The sequence below is a fragment of the Nocardia cyriacigeorgica genome, assembly GCF_029868385.1.
Taxonomy (GTDB): Bacteria; Actinomycetota; Actinomycetes; order Mycobacteriales; family Mycobacteriaceae; genus Nocardia; species Nocardia cyriacigeorgica_F.
In genome coordinates, this window is sequence record NZ_JARWNX010000038.1 from 127,443 (window position 1) to 148,777 (window position 21,335).

The 21,335-nt window shown below is 70.0% G+C and carries 4 protein-coding genes; all 4 read right to left on the minus strand.

Annotated features, from left to right (window positions below; genetic code table 11):
- Positions 1-96 precede the first annotated feature (96 nt).
- The 4 genes from QH168_RS08925 to QH168_RS08940 are packed head-to-tail and all read right to left on the minus strand — an operon-like array spanning position 97 to position 21,318.
- Positions 97-528: a TY-Chap domain-containing protein gene (locus QH168_RS08925; protein ID WP_280234053.1), complete on the minus strand. Its 432-nt coding sequence runs from the start codon at positions 526-528 to the stop codon at positions 97-99.
- The gene (locus QH168_RS08930; RefSeq protein WP_280234054.1) at positions 525-1,010 is read right to left on the minus strand and encodes a DUF6301 family protein; all 486 of its coding nucleotides are present in this window, start codon (positions 1,008-1,010) and stop codon (positions 525-527) included. Before QH168_RS08930 ends, QH168_RS08925 begins: the two co-directional genes overlap by 4 nt.
- A 25-nt stretch (positions 1,011-1,035) precedes the next feature.
- The gene (locus tag QH168_RS08935; protein ID WP_280234055.1) at positions 1,036-1,320 is read right to left on the minus strand and encodes a hypothetical protein; all 285 of its coding nucleotides are present in this window, start codon (positions 1,318-1,320) and stop codon (positions 1,036-1,038) included.
- Between the two features lie 15 nt (positions 1,321-1,335).
- Positions 1,336-21,318: a hypothetical protein gene (locus QH168_RS08940; protein ID WP_280234056.1), complete on the minus strand. Its 19,983-nt coding sequence runs from the start codon at positions 21,316-21,318 to the stop codon at positions 1,336-1,338.
- Positions 21,319-21,335: the final 17 nt, after the last annotated feature.

Sequence of the window (21,335 nt, forward strand, 5' to 3'; positions counted from 1 at the left end):
ATGGGGCGGGTCGGTCGAAGCGGTCCTATCACCGCCGAGGAAACGGCATCGGAACGCGCGGTGACGGGTGCGCGGCGCAGTGGCCGGATCGGCAGGTCAGGGCTGGCGGGGCAGGCCGAGCGCGGGCAGATCCAGTGCGCGATTGCCCGCGTTCTCGTGCCACGCGACGTAGGAGAGATCGGTGACGGCGGCTATCCCGAAACCGTCCCGAAGCCCGGTGACGACCATCGACGTGAGCTGCCGGTATCGGTCCGAGGACAGCGGCCACGGCCATTCGACCCACCAGTTGTGGCCGTGATCGGCGTCCGGCCGGTGCCAGCCCGCCGCCGCGATCAGTCCTTCACCGGTCGCGCCCGCACGTGCGGCGGGGTCGAGCCAGTGGTCACCGACCAGCTCGGCCCACAGTTCGTGGTCGAGTTGCCGGAACTGCGCGTACCGCGTCGTCTCGATGACCTTCACCACCGCACCGGACGGCAGCGCGGCCAGCTCGTCGGCCAGACCGGCGGCGAACTCCGTCCAGCCGGTCACAGCAGGCCTTGTTCCTCGAGTTCGGCATTGCGGTCGTCCGCGGCCAGCCTGGCGTTGGTCACCAGGGTCAGCACCACCGAGACCGCCATATCCTGCAAGACCAGCGTGGACTCCGCACCGGCCCAGCGGATTTGGGGAAACTCGCCGGGGATGCGCGCGGACGGTGCACCGAGCGCGTCGGTGAGGGCGTCGGCCATGAGGGCGAAGGCGTCGCGGGTGCGGGCACGCTCGGTGGCGTCGGCGAATTCGGTCACCCGGACCTCGATCGCCACCGCTTTCTCTTCTTCGCCGCGGATCTCACCGCTGCCCGTGCCCAACCCGGTGTCGAGCAGCACCCACTCCGGTTCGCTCAGCAGCACTCGCCAACCGAACCGCTCGGCCAGCTCCGGTCCGTCGGCCACCTGCCAGGACCACTCCAGCGATCGCAGTCGCGTGGCCAGATCGGTGACCTCGCCTTCGCTCAACGCGCGCCATTCCGTCATGTGCTCACCCTAAGTCTGTCGTCGGTCAGTGCGCGGACCTGCGCTGTTCGAGTTCCGCGAGCTTGCGGGCCACCGCCTGTCTGCGCTCGCGGGCATTGGTGCCGTCGAGCTGCCCGGCGAACGCCGCGCGCGCCGCCGCCACCAGCTCACCCGGCACCTCCGGGTAGGCGCGGGCGATCGCCCACAGGCTCTCCTCGGTCTTCATATCGAGGCCGGTGGCGGTGCGCAGGCCGCCACCGCCGCACACCGAGGTGAGCATCTCGTCGAAATTGGCGCGTAGTTCGTCGTCGGACGGGTGATCCGCACGCATGATGGGCCTCCTTGTTCACTGTTGTCCCGGAAAGATCGCCGCGCGGCGTTCGGGGTCGGCGAGCACGCCGTGCACCAGCGCGCCCAGGTCCATCTCCGGCGGGAGGCTCCGGTAGATCGCCTCGAACACGACGACGCCGTCCTCGATCACCGCGAACCGGGTGGTGCGATACGCGACCTGCCCCCACTCGACCTCGACCGGCCCGTCCAGCTCGATCGTACGACCGTCGGTCCGCAAGGCCAGCCCCGCACCATGGCGATAGAACACGACCTTGGCCTCGCCCAGGTCACCGTAGACCCCGGCCGAGGCGGCCGCGGGCGCCGACACCGCCTGGAGTGCGCCGGTCACCGGGTCGAATTCGGCCGTGACGCCGAAACCGGCGAACGGTTGCACCATGAGCGGGCCGTGCATGCGGCTTTGCCCGACCCTGGGGCGGGTCGGCCTGTTGCCGGTGTGCGCATTGCTGGTCGGAGGTGGACCCGGCATCGGTGGAGGGGGCACTGGAGTCATCGGAGCCGCCTGGCCGTTGCCCGGGTGGTCGCCGACGTTCGGCGGGTACTGGTGCTCTTGCTCGGGCTGCGGCGCACCAGCCGAGGCTGGAACCGTACTTCCGGCACCTACTGGACGGTCACCGAGAGTCGTCTGCCACCGCGACGGATCCTGCACCTGCCGCTCTCCAGAAGTCGGCGCGGACGGCTCCCACCGATAGTGCGGCGACGATTCCGGTAGCTCCGGCGGGTGCGGTAGCTGCGGTAGTTGTGGCGACTCCGGCGGAAGAGGAAGAACGGGCGGAACAGGATGGTGCGGCGGGGCCGGTGGGTCGGTAGGAGCTGGCGGCGGCACGATCGGGGACGTCGGAGGTACGGGGAGTTCCGGGGGTACGGGCGGCAAGGGTAGGTGCGGAGGGAACGGCAACGCCGGGGGAACCGGCGGAACAGGTGGTAGCGGAGGTTGTGGCGGTGCAGGAGGCACGGGCGGTTCCGGCAGCACCGGAGGGACCGGAGGCAGAGGTGGGCGTGGAGGGGCCGGTGGCTCCGGATGCACGGGAGGAGCGGGTGGCACCGGAGGCTGTGGCGGTACCGGAGGTTGCGGCGGAACCGGAGACTGCGGCGGAACCGGAGACTGCGGCGGAACCGGAGACTGCGGCGGAACCGGAGACTGCGGCGGAACCGGAGACTGCGGCGGAACCGGAGACTGCGGCGGAACCGGAGGCACCGGAGGCAGGGGTAGGTGTGGAGGGGCCGGTGGCTCCGGGTACACGGGAGGAGCGGGTGGCACCGGAGGTTGCGGTGGAACCGGAGGTTGCGGTGGAACCGGAGGCTGCGGCGGAACCGGAGGTTGGGGCGGGTGCCAGGGTGCAGGGTCGACCGTGTCTATGGGTTCGACTCGGGGGAACTCGAACTCTTCGTCATGCGGCAGCTTCGGGATGCGGGAACGGTAGGCGGGTGTGCGCCGAGGGCGTTCCGGCTCACCAGGATTGGTCGCGTCATCACGATCGCCGTCAGCTGTGGATCGGTGTGCACCATCGCTACCACTGTCACCCACCGGCCGACCCGCGTCATCACCGCCGTCGTCGCCGGTGAGCAGCGAAGCACCATCACCATCGGAACGCGCACCACCATCGCTGCCGTCATCACCAACCGATCGCGAAGCACCGCCACGGTCTCCATCACCAATGGGTCGCCGTGCGCGGTCGCGATCATCACCGGCCGACGAATCCGCGCCCTCATCACGCGACGGCGCTTCGGACGGGGCCGGGTCGGGACCGGCGGATGCCGGGGTGGGGGTGTGCGGTGGGGTCGCGGGGGGTTGGGCGGGGGTGGGTCCGTTTTCGTCGGGGTCGGCGGGGGGCGGGGTGAGGGCGGGTGGGTTCGGTTGGGTGGGTGGGAGTTCCCGGTCGGTGGGGCGTTCGGGGAGGAAGGGGCGCTGGGTGGGGCGGGTGGGGGTGTAGGGGATTCCGGCGCGCCATTCGGTGAGGGGTGGGCGGTCGGCGTCCCAGTGGTAGCCGAGGCCGATGGCTTTGGCATTGGCGTCCTGCCAGGTGGCGAGCGGGTTCGCGCGCAGGAAATCGGATTCGGCGAGGGCATCGTGCAGCAGGATGAAGTCCTGCGGCAGCGGTGCCCCTTTACGCAGGCGATTCCAGGCTTCCGCGACGTCGGCGAGGCGGTTCATCGGCGTGTGCACGAACGGCCCGTTCGGGTCGGCGTAGTCGCGGGCCAGTGGCTCGGCCTCCATGAGGTGACGTTTGATCTGCGCGAGCTGCGCCGGGGTGAACACCGGGACGTCGTCGCGCATATGCGTGGCCAAGGCGCCCGCGATCAGCTCCGGTTCGACACCGGTCATGAGCAGTTCGCGCACATCCTCGACGGTGTCGCGGACGGCGACGGGATCGTCGGCGGCGAACTGAGCTGCCAATGCCTCGGCGACGCGGTCGATCTCGGCGTGCACCGCCTGGATCTGGGCATCGACGTCACGGCTCGGATCGATCCAGGTGTGCCCGTCCACCAGCTCCCGGCGCACCCGATCGATGACCTGCCGCGCCCGCTCCACCTGCTGCGCCCGGCGATACTCCTCGATACCCGCCGCGATCCGGTCCAGATCGTCGGGATCGTCCAGGAACCGCTGATATTCGGCGTCGGCCCACTCCTGCACCTCCTGCCACTGCGCGGCTTCCCGATCCCATTGCTGCCGCAACGATTCCGGCACATCATCGAGACCCGGATAATGATCGGCGGGATCCCAGGAGCGGATCATGGGCTGCACATTCCGCTCCGGCGGCGCGAACCACTCGTAGTTGCGGAACACCGTCCCGAACGGTGGTATCCGCTGCAACCACGGTCGGGCCTGCACCCATCGACCGATCCACGGATGCCGCTGGATCCAGGCCTTCACCGCCGGATGTTTGGGCACTTCCGCCGCCATCAGCAGCAGCCGGACGACGTTGTAGGAGTCGGCGCCCCAGTGCTGGCCGAAGATCTGGTTCGGTTCCAGTCCTGAGGTGTTGTACAGCGTCGGCGCCTGCGGTGCGTTCACCGGCAGGGTGCTCTCGGGGACCTTGCCATCCGGGATATCGTCGGTCGGCAGGGTGATGTCGTTGACGACGTCCTCCATGGCCCAGCCGCTCACACCGTCCGGCGGGTCCTTGCGGGTGTACTTCTTGTACCGCTCCGCCTTGGGTTTACTCGTTTCGCTGGTATCGCGCCCGGTCCGCCAATCCGGGCGGGTCGGGTCGATCCGATGCCAGTTTCCTTCGCCGTCGCGCCATGAGGTGATGTCGAGACGATCGCCGCCGACCCAGCCGGTGCTCAACCGCTCCACCTCGAGCAGGCCGAGTTCTTCGATCTCGCACGCACCTTCGCGGTCGGCGCGCACCCGGCGCAGTTCGACGGTGGTGGCGCCGTCCATCATCGACTGCGCGATCAGCGCGTTCGTCCGCACGGCGGTGGCGAATGCGTCGTCGATATCGCTGCGGTGCGGGCGGCCGAGTTCATCGCGCAGGCCGAAGACCACGATCCGGGTGGCGTCACCGTCGACGATGATGCCGACGCGCGGGGTCACCATGCGGCCGCCCGCTTCCTCGATCTGCGCCCGCCAGGCACCGGCGAGACCCGCCATCCGGTCTTGGATGCGGCCGACGAGGTTGTGGGTGCGGTTCACATCGCGGGCGGCGTCGGCCAACGCGTCGACGTCACGCAGCAGGGTGCGCGGGCCGCCGTCTGTCACGCCGGTGAGCATGTCGTAATGGGCGCGGGCGCGCAGGAATGCGAGGGTTTCGTCGCGCCGATCCGGTGCGAGCGCGGCCTCGTCGGGGCGGCCGTGCTCGTCGACGACACGCAGGCGTGCCGCGAGATCGTCACGCATGGCGCGGCGCGGTTTGATCCGGTGCAGCGCCTCGGCGCGTTGTCTGGCCAGGCGGTCGAGTTCGGCGACGACCTCCTGCGACCGTGGCCTGCCCTCCCCGACACCGGCGCGTTCGAGTTCGGCGAGCTGCCGGTCCACCTGATCGACGGCGGCGTCGAGCCGGTTGCAGGTGCTCGCGGCCTCGGCGAGTTTGGCGATCGCCGCACGCCGTTCGGCCTGTTCGGCGGCGGTGCGTGGGGCGCGGGCCTGGCTCGGTCCTTCATCGATACCGCCGGGGTCGTCGACGGTCCGCGCTGCGGTCTCGTCGTAGAGGCGCAGGATGGTCGGCTCCAGCCGGTCGCCGCGCAGCGCGGCCTCGTCGACGCGGCCGTCGTCGTCGACGAGGCCGTGGCGCATGGCGCGGTCATCGCGTTTGGCGCGCCAGAACTCGCGTTCGCGGGCCAGGTCCTGGCGCTGCTGGACCAGCCGGTCGTACGCACCGACCGGCGTGACCGAACGTTCCAGGCGCGCCATGTCCTCGTCGAACCGGGTGATGTCGGCGTCGGTCTCGTTGAACCGTTCGGCGGCACGTTCGAGCGCGTCGAGTTCGGCCAGGCGGCGCGGCATTTCGTCGACCCGCATGGTCCGGCCCCGCAACTCGTCCATGGTCGGCCGCAGATTGTCCGAGTTCAGCGCGGCATAGTCGTCATGGTCATCGATGGGCTGACGCTCGGCGCGCATATCCCGGATATCGCGCCATTCCTCACGCCGAGCCACCGCCTCGGCCCGCTCGGCGGCGAGACGGTCGTATTCGGCTCTGACCTCGGGCGACATCTGAGCGCGCGGATCGCTGTTCGGCCCATCCTGCTCGCCGTTGTCGTTGTCCGGCCGGTCCGGCTCTGCGTCGCTGTCCGGCCCATCGGAATCCTTGTGCTCGTCGAAGCCGTCAGGTTCCGGTTCGGATTTCGGCGATTTACCGTCATCGCCCGAACGACTGCCGTCATCGGTGTCGTCCGGCTCAGCGGGTAGCGGTGGCTTCTCGCCGGAATCATCGGCCGCGCGGTCCCGATCCGGCGACGCGTTTCGATCGGCTGGACCATCGGAGTCGCCGGGCTCGTCCGGTTCGGCGGAGCCCGGCGGCAGCTCCGGCGGCTTCTTCGATCCCCCACCGGATTCCGGAGTCGGCTCGGTGCCCGAGTCCGTGTCGTCCGTGGGCGGAGGATTGTCCGACTCGGCGGTGGAGCCCTTGTGCGCGTCGGAACCGTCCGGTTCCGGGTTCGGGTCGGCGGGTAGCGCTTTCGCGACGCCGGGGGCGGCGGGGGGTTGTGCGGGTGGCGTGTCGCCGGGGACGGGTGGTGTGGGGTCGGGGTCGTCGCCGGGGCGCCAGGAGCCGTCGGGGTTGCGGGGATGGGGCGGGTCCAGGGGTGGGGTGGGAGTGGCGTTGTGGAAATCGTCGGCCAGTCGGGCGAGGTGGCGGAGGTCGGCGGCGCGTTGACGGATCTCCTCGCGCAGGGCGGCCTGCACCTCGGCGAGCTGGGCCGGCTTCAGACGTTCGTGCAGGTCGAGGCGGCCGTCGCGGAACTTCGTGTACGCCTCGTCCCAGGCATCGTCGCTGGCATCGGTGATATCGACACCCAGGATGCGCAGGTAGTCGCGGCTTGGTCTACGGCCGGAGGCATCCGGGGGTGCGCCGCTGCCCAGCGGCGCGAAAAGTCCGGTGTCACCGAGAATGTCGAGCAGGAAGGCGAGCGAGGAGGGGTCGTGGACGGGGAGTTCACTGCCGCCGACGCGCGGATCGGCGCTCGGATCGCGTCGCAGATCGCGAGTGTAGGGGTCGACCTCGCCGAGCGCGCGCACGAAGTCGGCCAGTGCGTCGACCACCGCCGGATGGTCGGCCATCGAGTAGACCATGGCGTTGATCGCCCGCCGCATTCCCGCGGGATCGAGGCTGTCCGGGTTCGGCACCCGATGGCTGAGGTCGGAGGTGAAACTCGAGTCGTACAACTCCTCGGGCGGCACACCGAGCCGCTGGGCCAACCGCTGCACCGCCGCGTTGACCGTGCTCTTCTTCAACTCCCGCAGCTGTTCGGCATACTCGGCCAGGTCCTCGAGCTGCTGAAGTCTGCGGGAGTCCGGGGTGACGGGGTCGGCGATGATCCGCGCGACCAGTTCGGGAGTCAGCTCGGCGCGACCGACCTCGAGCCGGTTCGCCAGATGGCCGAGCACCTTGTCGAGCGCGTTGTACCGGTCGATCGCATCGGCACTGCGGGTGACGTCGAGCAGGCCCTCGATCTGCGTGGCGCGCAGGACATTGTCCTGCCATCGCCGGGCGAGTTCGTCGGCCCACTGCTGCGGTGTGAGCGCATCGGGATCGGCGATACCGAGTTGCCCGGCCAGCGCATTACGTTCGGCGCGAATGCTTTCGGCGCTGCGCGGGGTCGGGGCCTGCCCGGCGTCGCCCTCGGTCGTGTGGGGATCGGCCGGTTCGGCGGAGGGAGCCCGATCGGCCGCCCCGGAAACGTCCTCGACCCGGCCGGTTGACCGATCAGATAGCCCCGGTGTCCCGTCGGCGTCGGTGGTTGTCCCGTCATCTCGCCCAAGCGCTCCATCCACGCGGCCGGGTCTCCCGTGGTCCCGGCCGGACGCTCCGTTGTCGCGGGCAGGCGCCCCGTCGGCCCGGCCGGACACGTCGTCAGCCCGGTCAGGCACCCCCTCAGCACGGGGAGGCACCCTGTCGGTCCGGCCGGATACCCCATCAGCGCGGTCCGCTGTCCCATCAGCCGGGCCACGTATCCCATCGGCCCCGCCAGGCACCCGATCGGCCCGGCCGGGCACCCCGTCAGCAGGGACGGGATCGGGGACCGCGCGCCAAGCACCGTCCGGCTCACGCACCATCGTCACCGCGACCGGACGTCCGTCGATCTCCCCGCGGAAGTGCCGGACCTCCGGCGTGTCCAGCTGCACGATATGGACGATGCCGTCGCGGTCGAGGAACGCGCTGTGGAACTCGACCTCCACCTCACCGCGGTCGACCTGCCCGGCCAGCTCGGGATCGCGGGCCAGCGCATCGGCCAGTGTCACCTCGTGGTCGCCGCTGCCATTGACGACGATGATCCGCGGCGGCTCACCGGGTGCGCGGACCACACGGTCGGCGGAATCGGCGGCGAGGAATGCGCGGATTCGATCGGTGAATTCGCCGACCAGGTCGGCGCGTGCGGGTAGTCCGTCGCGCAGCGCCCGAATCGTCTCGTCCAGCCGCGTCGACGGTGACAGTTCGCCGAGGTCGATGCCGAGCACCTGCGCCCACACGCCGCGCTCATCGCGAATCTGCTCGCGCCGCAATGCGTCCTGGAAATGCAGGCTGTTGCCCTTGTCCCGCTCCGGCGGCACCTCCGGACCCCAGTCGAGGCCGGGTTCGCCGCCGTTGTTGACGCCCTCCCATTCGAGCATCTCGGTGCGCTCACCGCGGGCGCGGGCCCTGTCGATCAGCGAACGTCCCAGCGGATCCTCATCGAAGAAGCTGGTCGAATCGGCGTAGGGGACGGCGTCGTGCTCGGCGTTGTAGCGCCGGGACGCGGCATAGAGACCTTCGATGGCACCGGCGCGGCGCATGAACCCGTAACGTGCGTCGGCGCCCGCCCGGCGCAGGGTTTCCGGATCCAGATCGGACAGGCGCATACCGAGCAGACCAGCCAGCCGACGCAGCTCGGCGGCATCGGCCGCACGTAGGCGCAGGTTGTCGGCGAGATCGCGTGCCCAATCCGGTAGCGGCTCACCACCTTCGACCTCCCCCGGCCGGTCGACCGGATCGCCGGGCGGTAGCTCGGCGCGAACAGGTGGTGCGCCGCCGTCGAGCCCGGCCAGTTCCAGATCCGCCTGGATCTCGCGCAGCAGCTTCGGATCCGCCTCATCGATCCACGGCGCGTACTCGTCGCCGTCGGGGGTGAAGATCGGCGCGACATCACCGGTGCGGGTCGGTAGCCGCCCGGTGAGATGGCGCAGCAGCGGAATGTGTTCCCGGCTGCGCCACATCGTCACACCCTCTTTGAGGATGCGGGCGGGGTTGAATTTGGTGGTGAGTTCCTCGGTCGGTGAACCGCCCGGTGTGATGGCCGGTTTGGTGCTGGTCAGGTCGATCGGGAGGTAACCGTGACCGAGGAACGATTGACCGGCGCCGTCGACGCCGGACCCGGAGGGGTACTTCGGATTCGCGCCGCCGTACCCGCCGCGCAGCGCATCCCATACGCGACGCAACCACGAGCGCTTCTTCTCGATCTCCTTGGGCGCGGGCGGTTCGGGCCGCTCGGCTGGCGGGCGCAACCGCTCCGGCGCCTCGACTCGCCAGCCGCCGTCGCCGTCATCGACCAATCGGACCGGGACGCGGTCGCCCTCGACGGTGATGACATAGCGGCGTGCGTCGGTCTGCCCGGTTTGTTCCTGCCGGTCCGCGAGGACCGCGTCGGCGAGGTCATCGATATCGGTGACGCGGCGCAGTACGTCGCCGCGAAGCCGGTCGATGGTCTGATCGGGGCGATCGGTGAGGTCGCTCGGGTCGACGTCAAGGCGTCCGGCCCACCGGTCTCGTTCGGCCGTGGCGGCGGCGACCTCGTCGGGGTCGGTGACGGCGTCGAGCCGGGCGAGGGCCTCGGCCAGCGTTTCGACCGCCGCCGCCCGCAGGAGATTGCGGTACTGCTCGGCGGTGACGGTATCCGCCAGCCGCGCGGTCTCGAGATCATCGGCGCCGAGTCCATACCTGCGGGCCAGCTCGGCGGCGACCTCGGCAATCGGATTGACCCGCGGCATCAGCACATTGCCGCTACGCGCGACACCCTCGCCCACCGGATCGGGCGTGTGTGCGAGCGGGGAATGTCCCGGTTCCGGCGGGAACCACAGACCGGGCCGGTCGGTCGCGGGATAGGTGAAGTCCTCGGGGAACCGCATCGGGCGCAGCGGACCCGCGTCCGGATGCAGCGCCGCACCGAGGTGCCCGTGCAGATCCGCCAGCTCGGCGAGTTCGGCCAGCGCACCCAATGGATCGGGATGCTCCGTCAGCCGCTTCCCCAACCCGAGCGACTCGGCCAACCGATCCACATGACGCCACTCCCGATCCGACAGTGGCACCGGATCGGTCTGATTCCGCAATGCGACCTCGCGCAGGAAATCGACGATATCGGCGAACGGCCGAGCACCCCACTCCCGATCGGCCCCACCGCGCTCGGCGTCCCGACCCGCATTCGACACATCCGCACTCGGGGACGCCTGATTCCCGGACGGCACCGGTTGATCCGGGCCCGCGGTGTTCGGCGGCCCAGCCGGATGTGCGGGCGGCGGATACGACGGCATCGGCGGATACGACGGCATCGGCGGGTGCGGTGGTGGATTCTGGGGTGGCTCTGCACCGTTCGGTGCCTGTGGTCGGCGCGGAGTGTTCGGGTCGGTGGGTGCGGAGCCGGGGCCTTCGGGGGGCTGCGGGCCCTTCGGTCCGGATGCAGGGTCGGGGGGTGAGTCCGGGGGTTCGGGGTGCGGGTGGATCGCGGTGTCGCGCAACCACTGGACGCGTTCCTCGGCCATACGGGCCGACCATTCGGCTTGGTCGGCGCGTAGGCCTGCCCAGCGGTCGTCGGGGTGCGCGTCGGCCTGGGCGCGCAGGAAGGCGGCATGTTCGGCGGCCATCCTGGCTTCCCATTCGGCCTGGATGATCTGCTGCCGTTCGTACCAGTCCGATGGAAGACCCGCGAGGTCAGCGGGTTTCACCGCACCGGTTCCGTCGCCGGGGGGATTGTCACCGGGCAGAACATCGTCAGCGGGATCACCATCACCATCCCCCGGATCATCCGGCGACGACGGCGCTTTCGGCGGACCCGAGGGCGGGCCGCCGGGCGGAGCAGCACCACCGGCGGTCGCCTCGGGCCCCGAACCATCCGTCGGTTCCTCCGCCTTCGCACCGTTCGCGCCCGCGATCGGATCGGGTGGACTCCCCGCCGCGCCCTGTGCCTCCCGCATCGCGCGAGCGAATTCGTCGGCGAGGCGGACGAGGTCTCTGATGCGCTGGGCGCGGTCGCGGACTTCGTTGCGCAGGGCGGCGAGTTCGGCGGCCAGCTTCTCCGGGCTGAGCCCCTCGTGCTTCTCGATGCGCCCGTCCCGGTAGGCCTCGTACACCTTGCGGAAGGTGGCGTCGTCGGCGTCGGTGATGTCCACGCCGACGATCCGGGCCCAATCACGGTTGGCGGTCGGCCGCCGCGCCGGATCATCGCTCGGCAGCGGCCCACTGTCGGGACGTCGTGCCGCCTCGGCGACCGCGCGCGCGAAATCATCGGCGCCGCAGGCCCGTACCGCATCGGTGATGATCTCACGCAGCACCGTCATGGAGTCCCGGTCGTGCATCGGGAACTTGCCGTCGATGACGCGCGGATCGGCGTCGGTATCGCCGCGCGCCACGCCCGCGTACGGGTCGATGGCCAGCAGGGCGTTCGCGTATTCGGTGAGCGCCTCGCGCACCAGCTCGCCCTTACCGGTGGCCTCCAGATCACGAATCACCGTTCTGAGCTTCACCGGTGACAGAGCCGACGGATCGACGGCGAACTTGCGGCCCTTGCCGGGCACATCGACCCGGCCCGGCGGCATCAGCGCAGCATGGACGAGCGGGACTCCCGCCCGATCGGCGAACTTCTGCTTGGTCAACGCCCGGGCGACCGAATCGGAAACGAGCCGTTCGGCCAGCCGGTTCCGTGCGGCGTCCACCGCCCCCGCATCGACCTCACGCAATTGTTTGGCGTATCCGGCGAGGTCGACGAGCTGCTGTGAGCGCAGGGCTCGACGCTGGGCGGTGTCGCTGAGCGCGGCACCCATGGTGTCGCCGGTGAGGTCGGCCTGCGGTATGCCGAGCCTGGTCGCCAGCCTGCTGCGGGCGTCGCCGACCTCGTGGAAGGTCTGGATGTCGTTGGCGGAGCGGATGAAATCGGCGAGGCCTTCGATCTGCGCGGCCCGCACGGCGTTGTCGAGTAGCTGATCGGCGGCGGTCCGGTCGATCATGTCGGGATGCACATCGGCCGGGCCGAGCCCGAGTTCGTGCATCACCCGGACGAGGTCGGCGACGATCTCCGCGCGCGGCCGCGGCGCGGAGGTCACGGGGTCGGCGCCCTCGGCCGTCGAGGTGGGTGGTGAGTCCGATTCGGGCACCGCACGCCATGGACCGTCGCCCTCACGGATCAGGGTCACGTTCAGTTGGCGACCGTCGACGGTTTCCTGCCGATGCAGAACCTGCGGGGTATCGACGGGCTCGAGCTGGGTGCGGCCGGTCCAATCGGTGCGCGTGGCCCGATAGTCGACGGTCAGGCGCCCGTCGGCGAGGTCATGCACCAGCTGCGGATCGCCTGCGAGCGCGTCGGCGAGGACCTGATGTCTGCTGCGGGCACCGTCGACGATGACCAGACGGTCCGGACCGTCCGACATCGGTATCCGGACGGCCTGATCGCCGATCGAATCCCCGACCGGCGCACCCCGGTCCGCCTCCGGAAATCGCTGCCGCGCCAGCTCGGCGAATTCCGCCACGCGAGCCGAACGCGCGACATTGGCCTCGCGCAATGCGTTCAGGGTGTCGTCCACCAGGTCGCGGGCGAGCTGGCGCACGTCGAGATCGCGCATGGCCGCCCAGGTGGCCAGTTCATCGCGCAGCTGATCGCGGCGCAGTGCGTGTTCGAAGAACTTGCGCAGGCCCTCGTCGCGGCCGAGTTCGTCGCCGTCACCCCATTCCGGCAGCGGGTCGGCGCCATTGCCGATCGGCACCGTGTCCAGCAGGCCGAGAGGGTGGCCGAATGCCGCGATCATCTCGTTGCGGAAGCGGCCCATGGGGTTCTGGTCGATAAAGCTGACCGAGCCGTCGAACGGCACCGCGCGGCCCGCCGGATCGGGTTCGGCGAACCGGCTCGGGCGGCGGCCGCTCTCGGGATCGTCGGTGTCGTCGAGGTAGTCGTCGTCGAGGACATCGTCGGTGTCGTCGCGGCGGCGGGCCGGTCCGTCGAGCCGAGCCGGGTCGGCGCCCCGATCCAGTCCCGGAGCGTTCGCATCGGGGCTTGCGTCCCACTCCGCACGGGTGAACGGGAGGGTCTGCTCCTCATGGAAGCGCTGCGCCGCGGCGGCGAGGCCCTCGATCGACGCGGCGGCGCGCACCACGCGGTACTGGTGCTCGTCGATGAGGTCGCGCAGCGTCTGGTAGCTCTCGTCGGGCAATTCGACGTCGAGCAGGCGGCGCGCCGCATCGGTGAGCGATTCGCCCTCCGGCGGCGGACCGGGCGGTTCGGGCGGGGTGGCGTCGGCCGGTGGTTCATCGGCGAGCCGGTCGGCTTCCTCGGCGGTGATGAGGTCGCGCTCCACCAGATCGTCGATGATCCGTTGCCGCTGTTCGGCATTCGCGCCTTCGAACACCCGCAGCAGATCGTCGCGCGCGGTCTCGGGGGTGATGCGCCTGACATCGAGATCCGATATCAGCTGCTCGCGCACCAGATCCGGGTCGCCGTCGGTGAGTTCCGGGCGATACTCCTGACCGTCCGGGGTCCGCATCGGCAGATGCTCGCCCGCAGCGTCACGCATACGCCCGGAAAGCTCACCGAAGATCGGGATCAGCTCGCGGTTCTGGATCCAGATCGGGGCCTGCTGGCCGATCCGCAACAGCGTCGGATCCGGTTCGCCGCCCGCTGGCGGAGCCTCGAACCGAGGCAGATCCGACGGCGGCGGGGGTGGCGGCGCGGGAGGTGGCGGACCGAACAGGTCAGGGGCCGCGGCCACGCCGTCACGAATGGCTGCCTGCCCGGCCGAGTCACCGACCAGAGACCCCGACGGATACTTCGGCTGCACCTCGCGGACCGGCATCATCTCGCGCACCGCATCCCATTCGCGGCGCGCTCGCGACCGGGTATCGACCGCATCGGGTCCGGTGCGCTCCGGGAATACCCGCCAGCGGTCCGGCCCGTCCGCGACGACGTCGATACGGACCTGCTCGCCGTCGACGTCGATGGTGACCTGGGGCGGAGGGACGATCGAATCGGGCTCGATCGAATCGTCGGTGCCCGAATCTCGCCGTGTATCAGCCCCTTCCGGTTCTCCGAGTAGCGGCGACGTCCGCGGTGGGCCTGTTGCCGACCCTTCGCCGCCGGTTTCCGACTCGTCCGCAAGGGGCGTCGACGGGTCGGTGAGCGGCTTCTTCGCACCGCCGGATTCGGGCTCGCCCGCAACCGGTGGTGTCTTCTCGTCGCCCGGCTCGACACCCCCGGGCTCCGACGCGGACCGCGGTGGATCGGCGGGAGGCTTCTTCGCGCCGCCTCCGGCACCGGCTTCGGGCTCGCCGGGATCGGCGTCGCCCGGTGTCCGTGGTGCGGTGTCGATTCGATCGGATCCCGCGGTTCCCGGATCGCCCTCGTTCAACCGGTTCTCGGCAGAACTGATCAGCAGGTCGCGCAGGATCCGGACCGGAGTGTTCGCGGCCTCCGGACCACCGACGACGTATTCGGCGAGCGCCTCGGCCAGCGCTTCACCGGGCCGGAGCAGGCCGTCATCGAGGCTGTAACCGCTGAGCTGGCCCAACCATTCGCCGAAATCGCCGTTCGGATCCTCCTCGGCCAGCCGCAGCAGCAACCCTTCGGCCTGCTGTCTGGCCGCACCGTTGCCGCCGTGGTCGAGGGCGTGCCCGTATTCGTGTACCGCGACGAAGTACACCGGGCGACGCAGGATCGTCTGGGTGAACTGGCCGTTGGCGATGCCGACGCGCGCCTGCTCACGGAATCCGTACGCGCTGGAGGCGAGGATGTAGTCGAGAGTGATCGACTCCGAGTACACCGCCCCCGTCGTGTGGTCGATCCGGCCGACGGTTTCGCCGAGCACCCCGTGGTCGAGCGTACCGATGCCGACCGAGCGCAGATCCACCTGCGGGTGCCGCGCGTACATATCGGTGATGCCCCGGGCGAACTCGCGCACCACCTGCGGATTGAGGCCCGGAAGATCGAAGCCGAACACCTCGAAGTCGGGATTGCCCATCCCCTCCCGCAACTGATCCCGCAGCCGCTCCCCCACTTCGCGGGGATCCAGGTTCGACCACTCGTCGGTATCGGTGAACCCGAGTATCTCGGCGTCGTGATCGTCGAGGGTGATGTCGTCGCCGGGTGGACGCAACTGGGGGCCGGTGGACATCCGGTCCGGGTCACCATCGGAGGCATCGTGGTCGCCGAGCCGGTCCGCATCGTCGGGCACCGGATCCTCGGCACGCATCGCACCGTCGCCATCCGAGGCGCCTCGACGGGGTGGCACGTCGTCGCCACGCTGCGTGTCCCGATCTCGCGATGTGTCCTGGTCACGCGGCGTGTCCGGGCCACGCGATGCGGCGGCGCCCCGCAGCTCGGTTCCAGCCTCCGCCGTGCGGTCGGGGTGCGCGCGTTCCGCGGTTCCCGTCAGCAGGTCGTAGGCCGCGCCCACCGCGACGTTCACGTTGTCGCGGCCATTGAGCACGACATCGACGAAGGCTTCGGCCAGTGCCTCACCCGGATCGAGAACGCCGGCCTTGTCGAAGCTGTAGCCGGTGAGTTGGCTGCGCAGCCAGTCGTCATAGCCGTCGACGGTGCCCGCGCCGAGCCGATTGTTGACGTAGACGTCGATGAGGTCGTCATCGAGTGCGAGCCGTGCGGCACGGCGACCCGCGTAGTCGACAGCGTGGGCGAACTCGTGCACCGCGGCGGCGTAGACCGGCCGGTCCATGACCGACGGATGGAACCGACCCGAGTCGACCCGTTCACTCATCCACTGCCGGAACGCCGCCCCGTCCGCGGCGTAGCGGCTGCTGAGGGTGAGCGAGTCGGCACGCATCGCACCGGTGGCGGGATCGGTGAACGGCCGGGTCATCCCCATCACGCCCGCGGGCAGCTCACCGATACCGACGCGACGGATATCGACCTGCGGATACCGTCCGGCCATATCGACCATGGCCCTGGCGAATTCACGCGCGACACCTGCGTCCAGATCCGAGCGGTCGAATCCGAACACCTCCAGATCGGGATTGTCCAGCAGGCTGCTCAGCCGCTCGCGCAGGTGTTCGCCGACCTCGAGCGGGGACAGCGCCGTCCAGTCGTCGGAGATGGGTCCGCCCAGCGGGTCGGTGTTCTCCGGGCGTTGCGTGATCGAGTCGTCCCGACCGGCGTCGTCACGGCCTTCTCGGTCGCCCAGATGGTCGTTATCGACGGGCGGCACAACATGATCGGTCGGATCGTCCGAGCCACTCGTCCGATCTGCGTCACCGTCCACGGGCTCGGTCGGGCCTCGCTCGTCCGCCGGTGTCGTGGCCTCGATCCCACCGATCACGTCGATATCGACCGGGACTCCCGCGCGGTCGATCCGGAATCTGCTCACCGTGACCTCGCCGGTCTCGGAGGTGTGCGCGAGGTGGTACTCGAATCGCAGGGTGCGGTTGTGGTGGGCGCGCAGCAGTTCATCCTTGGCTGCGGTCAGCGCACGGCCGTCGGGGCTGTCGGGATCGATGCCGCGTGCCCGCATCTGGTCGGGCGTCTCGGTGAGAATGGCGGCCAGGTTCTGATCGATGGCGACCGTACGCCGCAGGTATTCGGCCGAACCCTGTTGGGCACTGGCGGTTTTCGATCCGCCGAGGGTGGATCCGACGCCCTTGGCCTCGACCACCACCAGTGTCGGCGGGTTGCCGTCCGTTCCCGGCACCAGTACCGCGATATCGACGACGTTCGCACCGTCGAAGGCGCCGTCGAACGGCGTGATCTGGACCGCGCCCGGCCGCAGCACCGGGTCCATGGCAAAGGCGGTCCCGCCGAGTTCGCCGAGGAGCTTGGAGGTGGCGACCATCTCTTGACCGAGAGTGTTGTACTTCTCGGCGAGGGTGCGCAGTTTGTGCAGCTCCTTCAACCGCTGCACCCGATCGGTTTCCGACAGCGAGCGATCGGCCGCTATCCCGCGTTGCTGATTCTGCATCTCGGCACCGAGCCGTTTCGGCGCCAGATCGTGGATATCGGTGATGCCGAAAGACGCCATCGGGCCGCGCAGCGAGACCCGCACCCCGTCGCGCCGAGTCTGTAGCACGAGCCGGGCGGCGGAGGCCTTCGCCAGCTGATCGATGATCGCCGGGTCGGTGACCTGATAGTCCGTCCCCGGACCTGGGTCCGCCCGGTGCAGGTACCCGGCGGCGACCAGCGGATCCGGAATCCATCCGCGCGGCCCGGAGAGCTGGAAGTTCTTGTCACGGAAGGTGTTCGGACGGTCGATCAAGTGATGCCAGGTGCCGTCCGGATCGCGGTAGGAGTCGGGACGATCACCGGGCCGGTGCAGGAACCCATCGCTGCCGACGAACATCCCCGCAGGCACCGGCGCCCCCGCGGGATGCGGTTGGGGCCCTACCGGAGTCGCGTCGCTCGGCTGCCCGATCCGCTCCCCGGTCTCGCGGCCGGTCCCCGCGGGCGCGGCGTCGCCGAGCGGTTCGACCGGAGTACGGTCAGCGGTGTACAGGACGGCACGCACCTCGCGTACCTCACGCGGCAAGGTCGGCGGGAAGCCCTCGACACGCCCGGCGCCCGGATCGCGCACCACGATGGTGCCGTTCTCATTGACCAGCGCATACGCATGCGCACCGACCCGATAGCGATCGGTGGCGCCCGCATAGTTGTCGACGACCAGCGCCGACGCACCGTCGCCGAGTGTGATCAGCCGCTGCGCGATGGACCGATGGCCAGCGAAGGGGCGCAGCCGCCCGCCCGCCGCCGCCTCGACCTCACTCGCCGTCATGCCGTCCGGGCCGATCAGACGCTTGGGCGGGGTGATCGCGTCGATCCCGACGAGCTCTTTGAGCAGACGCAGCGCCAGTTCGGCACAGCGACCCCGGCGTGCGGCGTCCCCGCCGTGGTGAGCGCCCGCATCGTCACCGAGTTCGTAGATGTGGCCGTCGGTGTCCCGGATGGTGATACCGAGCCGCTCGGCCGCCGCGAGCACCGCTGTCGGCGGATCGGTGTGCTGTGGTGGCACTTCCAGCACCAGATCACCACGGATCGGCCGGGGCAGCTCGGCGCCGGGTAGCTCGGCGCGATTGTGCGGCGTATCGCGGATGGTGAGTCCGGGTTGGTGGTGCCGTGCCAGATCGGACAGATAGGCGTGCGCGGTCTGCGGAGTGACCTCGGCCAGTTGAGCGTCGACGCGCGAGACGATCTCGGTATCGGGGAGATAGGAATCCATCCGCCGCCCGTTGCTCAGCAACAGATCGTTGCCACGGCGCCCGGAGTCGATCGGGGCACTCGGCTCATCGGATATCCGGCCGTCGCCGACACCGGCGGGCATGTTCTCGGGCCGTTCGGCACGGGCAGCGTCGCCGCGCCGATCGGTGACCGAGGTGTCGTCGCGCTGGCCGATACGGTTGATACCCCGGTTGTCGTCGCGCCCCGCAGCACCGGAGCCGGACAGATCCGGGGGCGGAATGACGAACATCGGTGCTGGCGGAGCGGATTCGTCATCGACGCGGTCGGAACGGATATCGGAGTGATCGCGCGCCCGCAGCTCGTCGGGGTCCGGCACCCCGGCCCGCTGCTCTCCGGCGGCGGCCGCGCGGTTGTCATCGGCGGTACGCCGCGCGTCCGCATCCCCGGCGTCCCGCGCGGAAGTCTGCCCCTCGGCGCTCCCCGACTCGGATCGAACCACCGGCCCACCCGCTCGTGCGGGCCGGTCACCATCGGCTATCGAGTCATGGTCAGCTGTCTGATCACGGTCGCTTACCCGGTCACGGTCGGCAGCCCCGTGTCGATCACCCACCACATCACGATCGGCCTGCCCCGCACGATCGCCCACGCGGTCACGACCAGCCGCCCGGTCACGATCACCCACGCCATCCCGGTCAGCTGATACGTCACGATCGCCTACCGCATCCCGCCCTGCCACGCCACGGTCGGCCGGATCGTTGGCGTCGGCCACCCGGTTGCTCGCAGCGTCACGATCGCCCGTCGCCGCGTCGCCCACGGAATCGTCGCGTGTGCCTGCCTGAACGCCGGGCTGGTGGGTGTCACCGCCGACTACCAGCCGATCAACCGCTCCCGCACGAGTTTCCGGTGGTGCGACCTGCTCGTCGCGCACCGGGCCGGTGGGGTCGGTACGCGCGGCAACATCGCCTACCGGTGGCCGATCGGCTCCGGTCGGCGCGTCAGCGGATGGCAGGCGGCCGTCGATGGGTGAAGCGGGCCTGGCCGGGCTGGAAGATGCTGCACCACCGCGATTTTCGCCACCGGACTGCACTGGCCCGGGCGCTGGGTTCTGGGTGGGTGCGCCCGGCGCAGGCGCCACCGGGGTCGGCGCCGCCGCGGACGGTATCGGATCGCCGGACTGGACCTCGACGTCGGCGACGCCGGTCTCGCCGTGCTGCGCGGGCACGATGCCTGGCTCGCCGTGGAACCCGATGACGCCGTCATCACCGGCCCGGGGCTGAGCCTGCAACCCGCCATCGGCCCGGATACCGTCGCTGCCCGACGGCGCGGCACCCGCGCGGCTCTCACCGGAGCGATCGCCTGCACCCTCACCGCCGCGGGCGGCATCACCGGCGCGGCCCGAATCGCCGCTGTCCGCGTTCTCGCCGCGACCGCTGTCGGACGCGGAGGCCCCTGGGTCGCCGCCTTCGCCGTGCCGATCGCTATCGCCCGGCGCGGGTCGCGAACCGTCGTCGGCGCGGTGGTCGTCACGACCAGGTGCGGAGCGATCCTCACCCGAGCTGCTCCGCTGATCGGCCGGACCGTTGTCGCTGCCGGGACCCGCGCCAGAATTGCTCGGGTCGGCACCCGAGTTGGTGGGGCCGCCACCCGAATTACTGGGCCCTGCACCCGAGTTACTGGACCCGCCGCCTGAACTGCTGGGCCCCGCACCCGAATTACTCGGCCCAGCACCAGAATTACTCGGCCCCGCGCCCCTCGACGGCGCAGCACCAGGATCCGCTCTACCGGGTGTCGACGGCCCGGCACCGGGATCGGTCCCACCCGGTCGCGTCGGGTCGGGCCCTGGATTCGTTCCACCGGGCCCGAATCCACCCCTCCCCGGATCACTGCCACCGAAGATCACCGAATCGATCCGCGACTGGAAACTGTTCCCGTTGAACAGCCCCGGCCGATGGTTCTGCCAGAACTGGTTCGCCCGCGCCTTGTTCGCACCGCTCATCGCGCCATTCGAGACACCCGCGGTGATGGCGCGTGGATCGAAATTGTTGATCGCGTTGCCGAGGTTGTCCTTCGCCTTGTCCCAGCCCTCGGCGCTGAAACCTTCTTTGGCCCAGTCGGCGCCGAACTGCGCACCCAGACTCGCACCGTAGCCCGCCACCGAACCGGCCAGGCCCGCCCCCGCACCGCTGAGCATCCCGTTCATGACATTGCCGACCCGTGGCGGACGAATCATGGTGCCATCAGGACGATAACGCGCACCCAGCCCGCGGCTGATCCGATTGGCCAGCGGCCCGGCGGCGGCACCACCGGCGGCCGAACTGATGGCGGTCACGCCGACCTGAGTCCAGTCGACCTTGTCGCGATGCCCCTGCGACACCTGATAGGCCTGGATACCGAGATCCTGACCGGTGCCGATGATGGTGTCGATGGCCACGTGACGCACCATGAACTGCAAGAACTTCTTACGAGCCAGCGCGAGCACCATGCTGCGGATGGCGGCCATGACCCGCTGGGAGATGACGCGCGCCGCGATCCGGGTGAGCGCGATGGCCGCGGCCTGCACCGCGGGCGCGGTGGGCGGGAAAACCCAGGCCAGCGCCAGCTCGGCCGCGAGCAGGACCAGCGACGAGATGAACATGAGCTTGGCGTATTCGATCTCGGTGCCCATTTTGTCGGCCGACTCGCCCATGCTCTCGAGTCCCTCGATCAACTGCTCGAGCGAACCCTTGTCATGGCCTTCGGTGGCGTACAGCATCGAATCGAACGCTTTGGCCATCTCCGTCGGCGCCTCGCCCGCCGGATACGCGTTCAGCGACGCCGTTTTGGCCGCGCGGACATCGGCGATGACGTCCTCTAGCTCCTTGGCCGCTTTCCGCCAGTCTTCGGCGAGCAGCCACATATCGTCTTCATTGCCGTCCGGCCACTCGCTGCCGACAACCCACCCCAGAACGCTGGGAAAATCGATCGCCATCGCGCGCCTGGATCAGC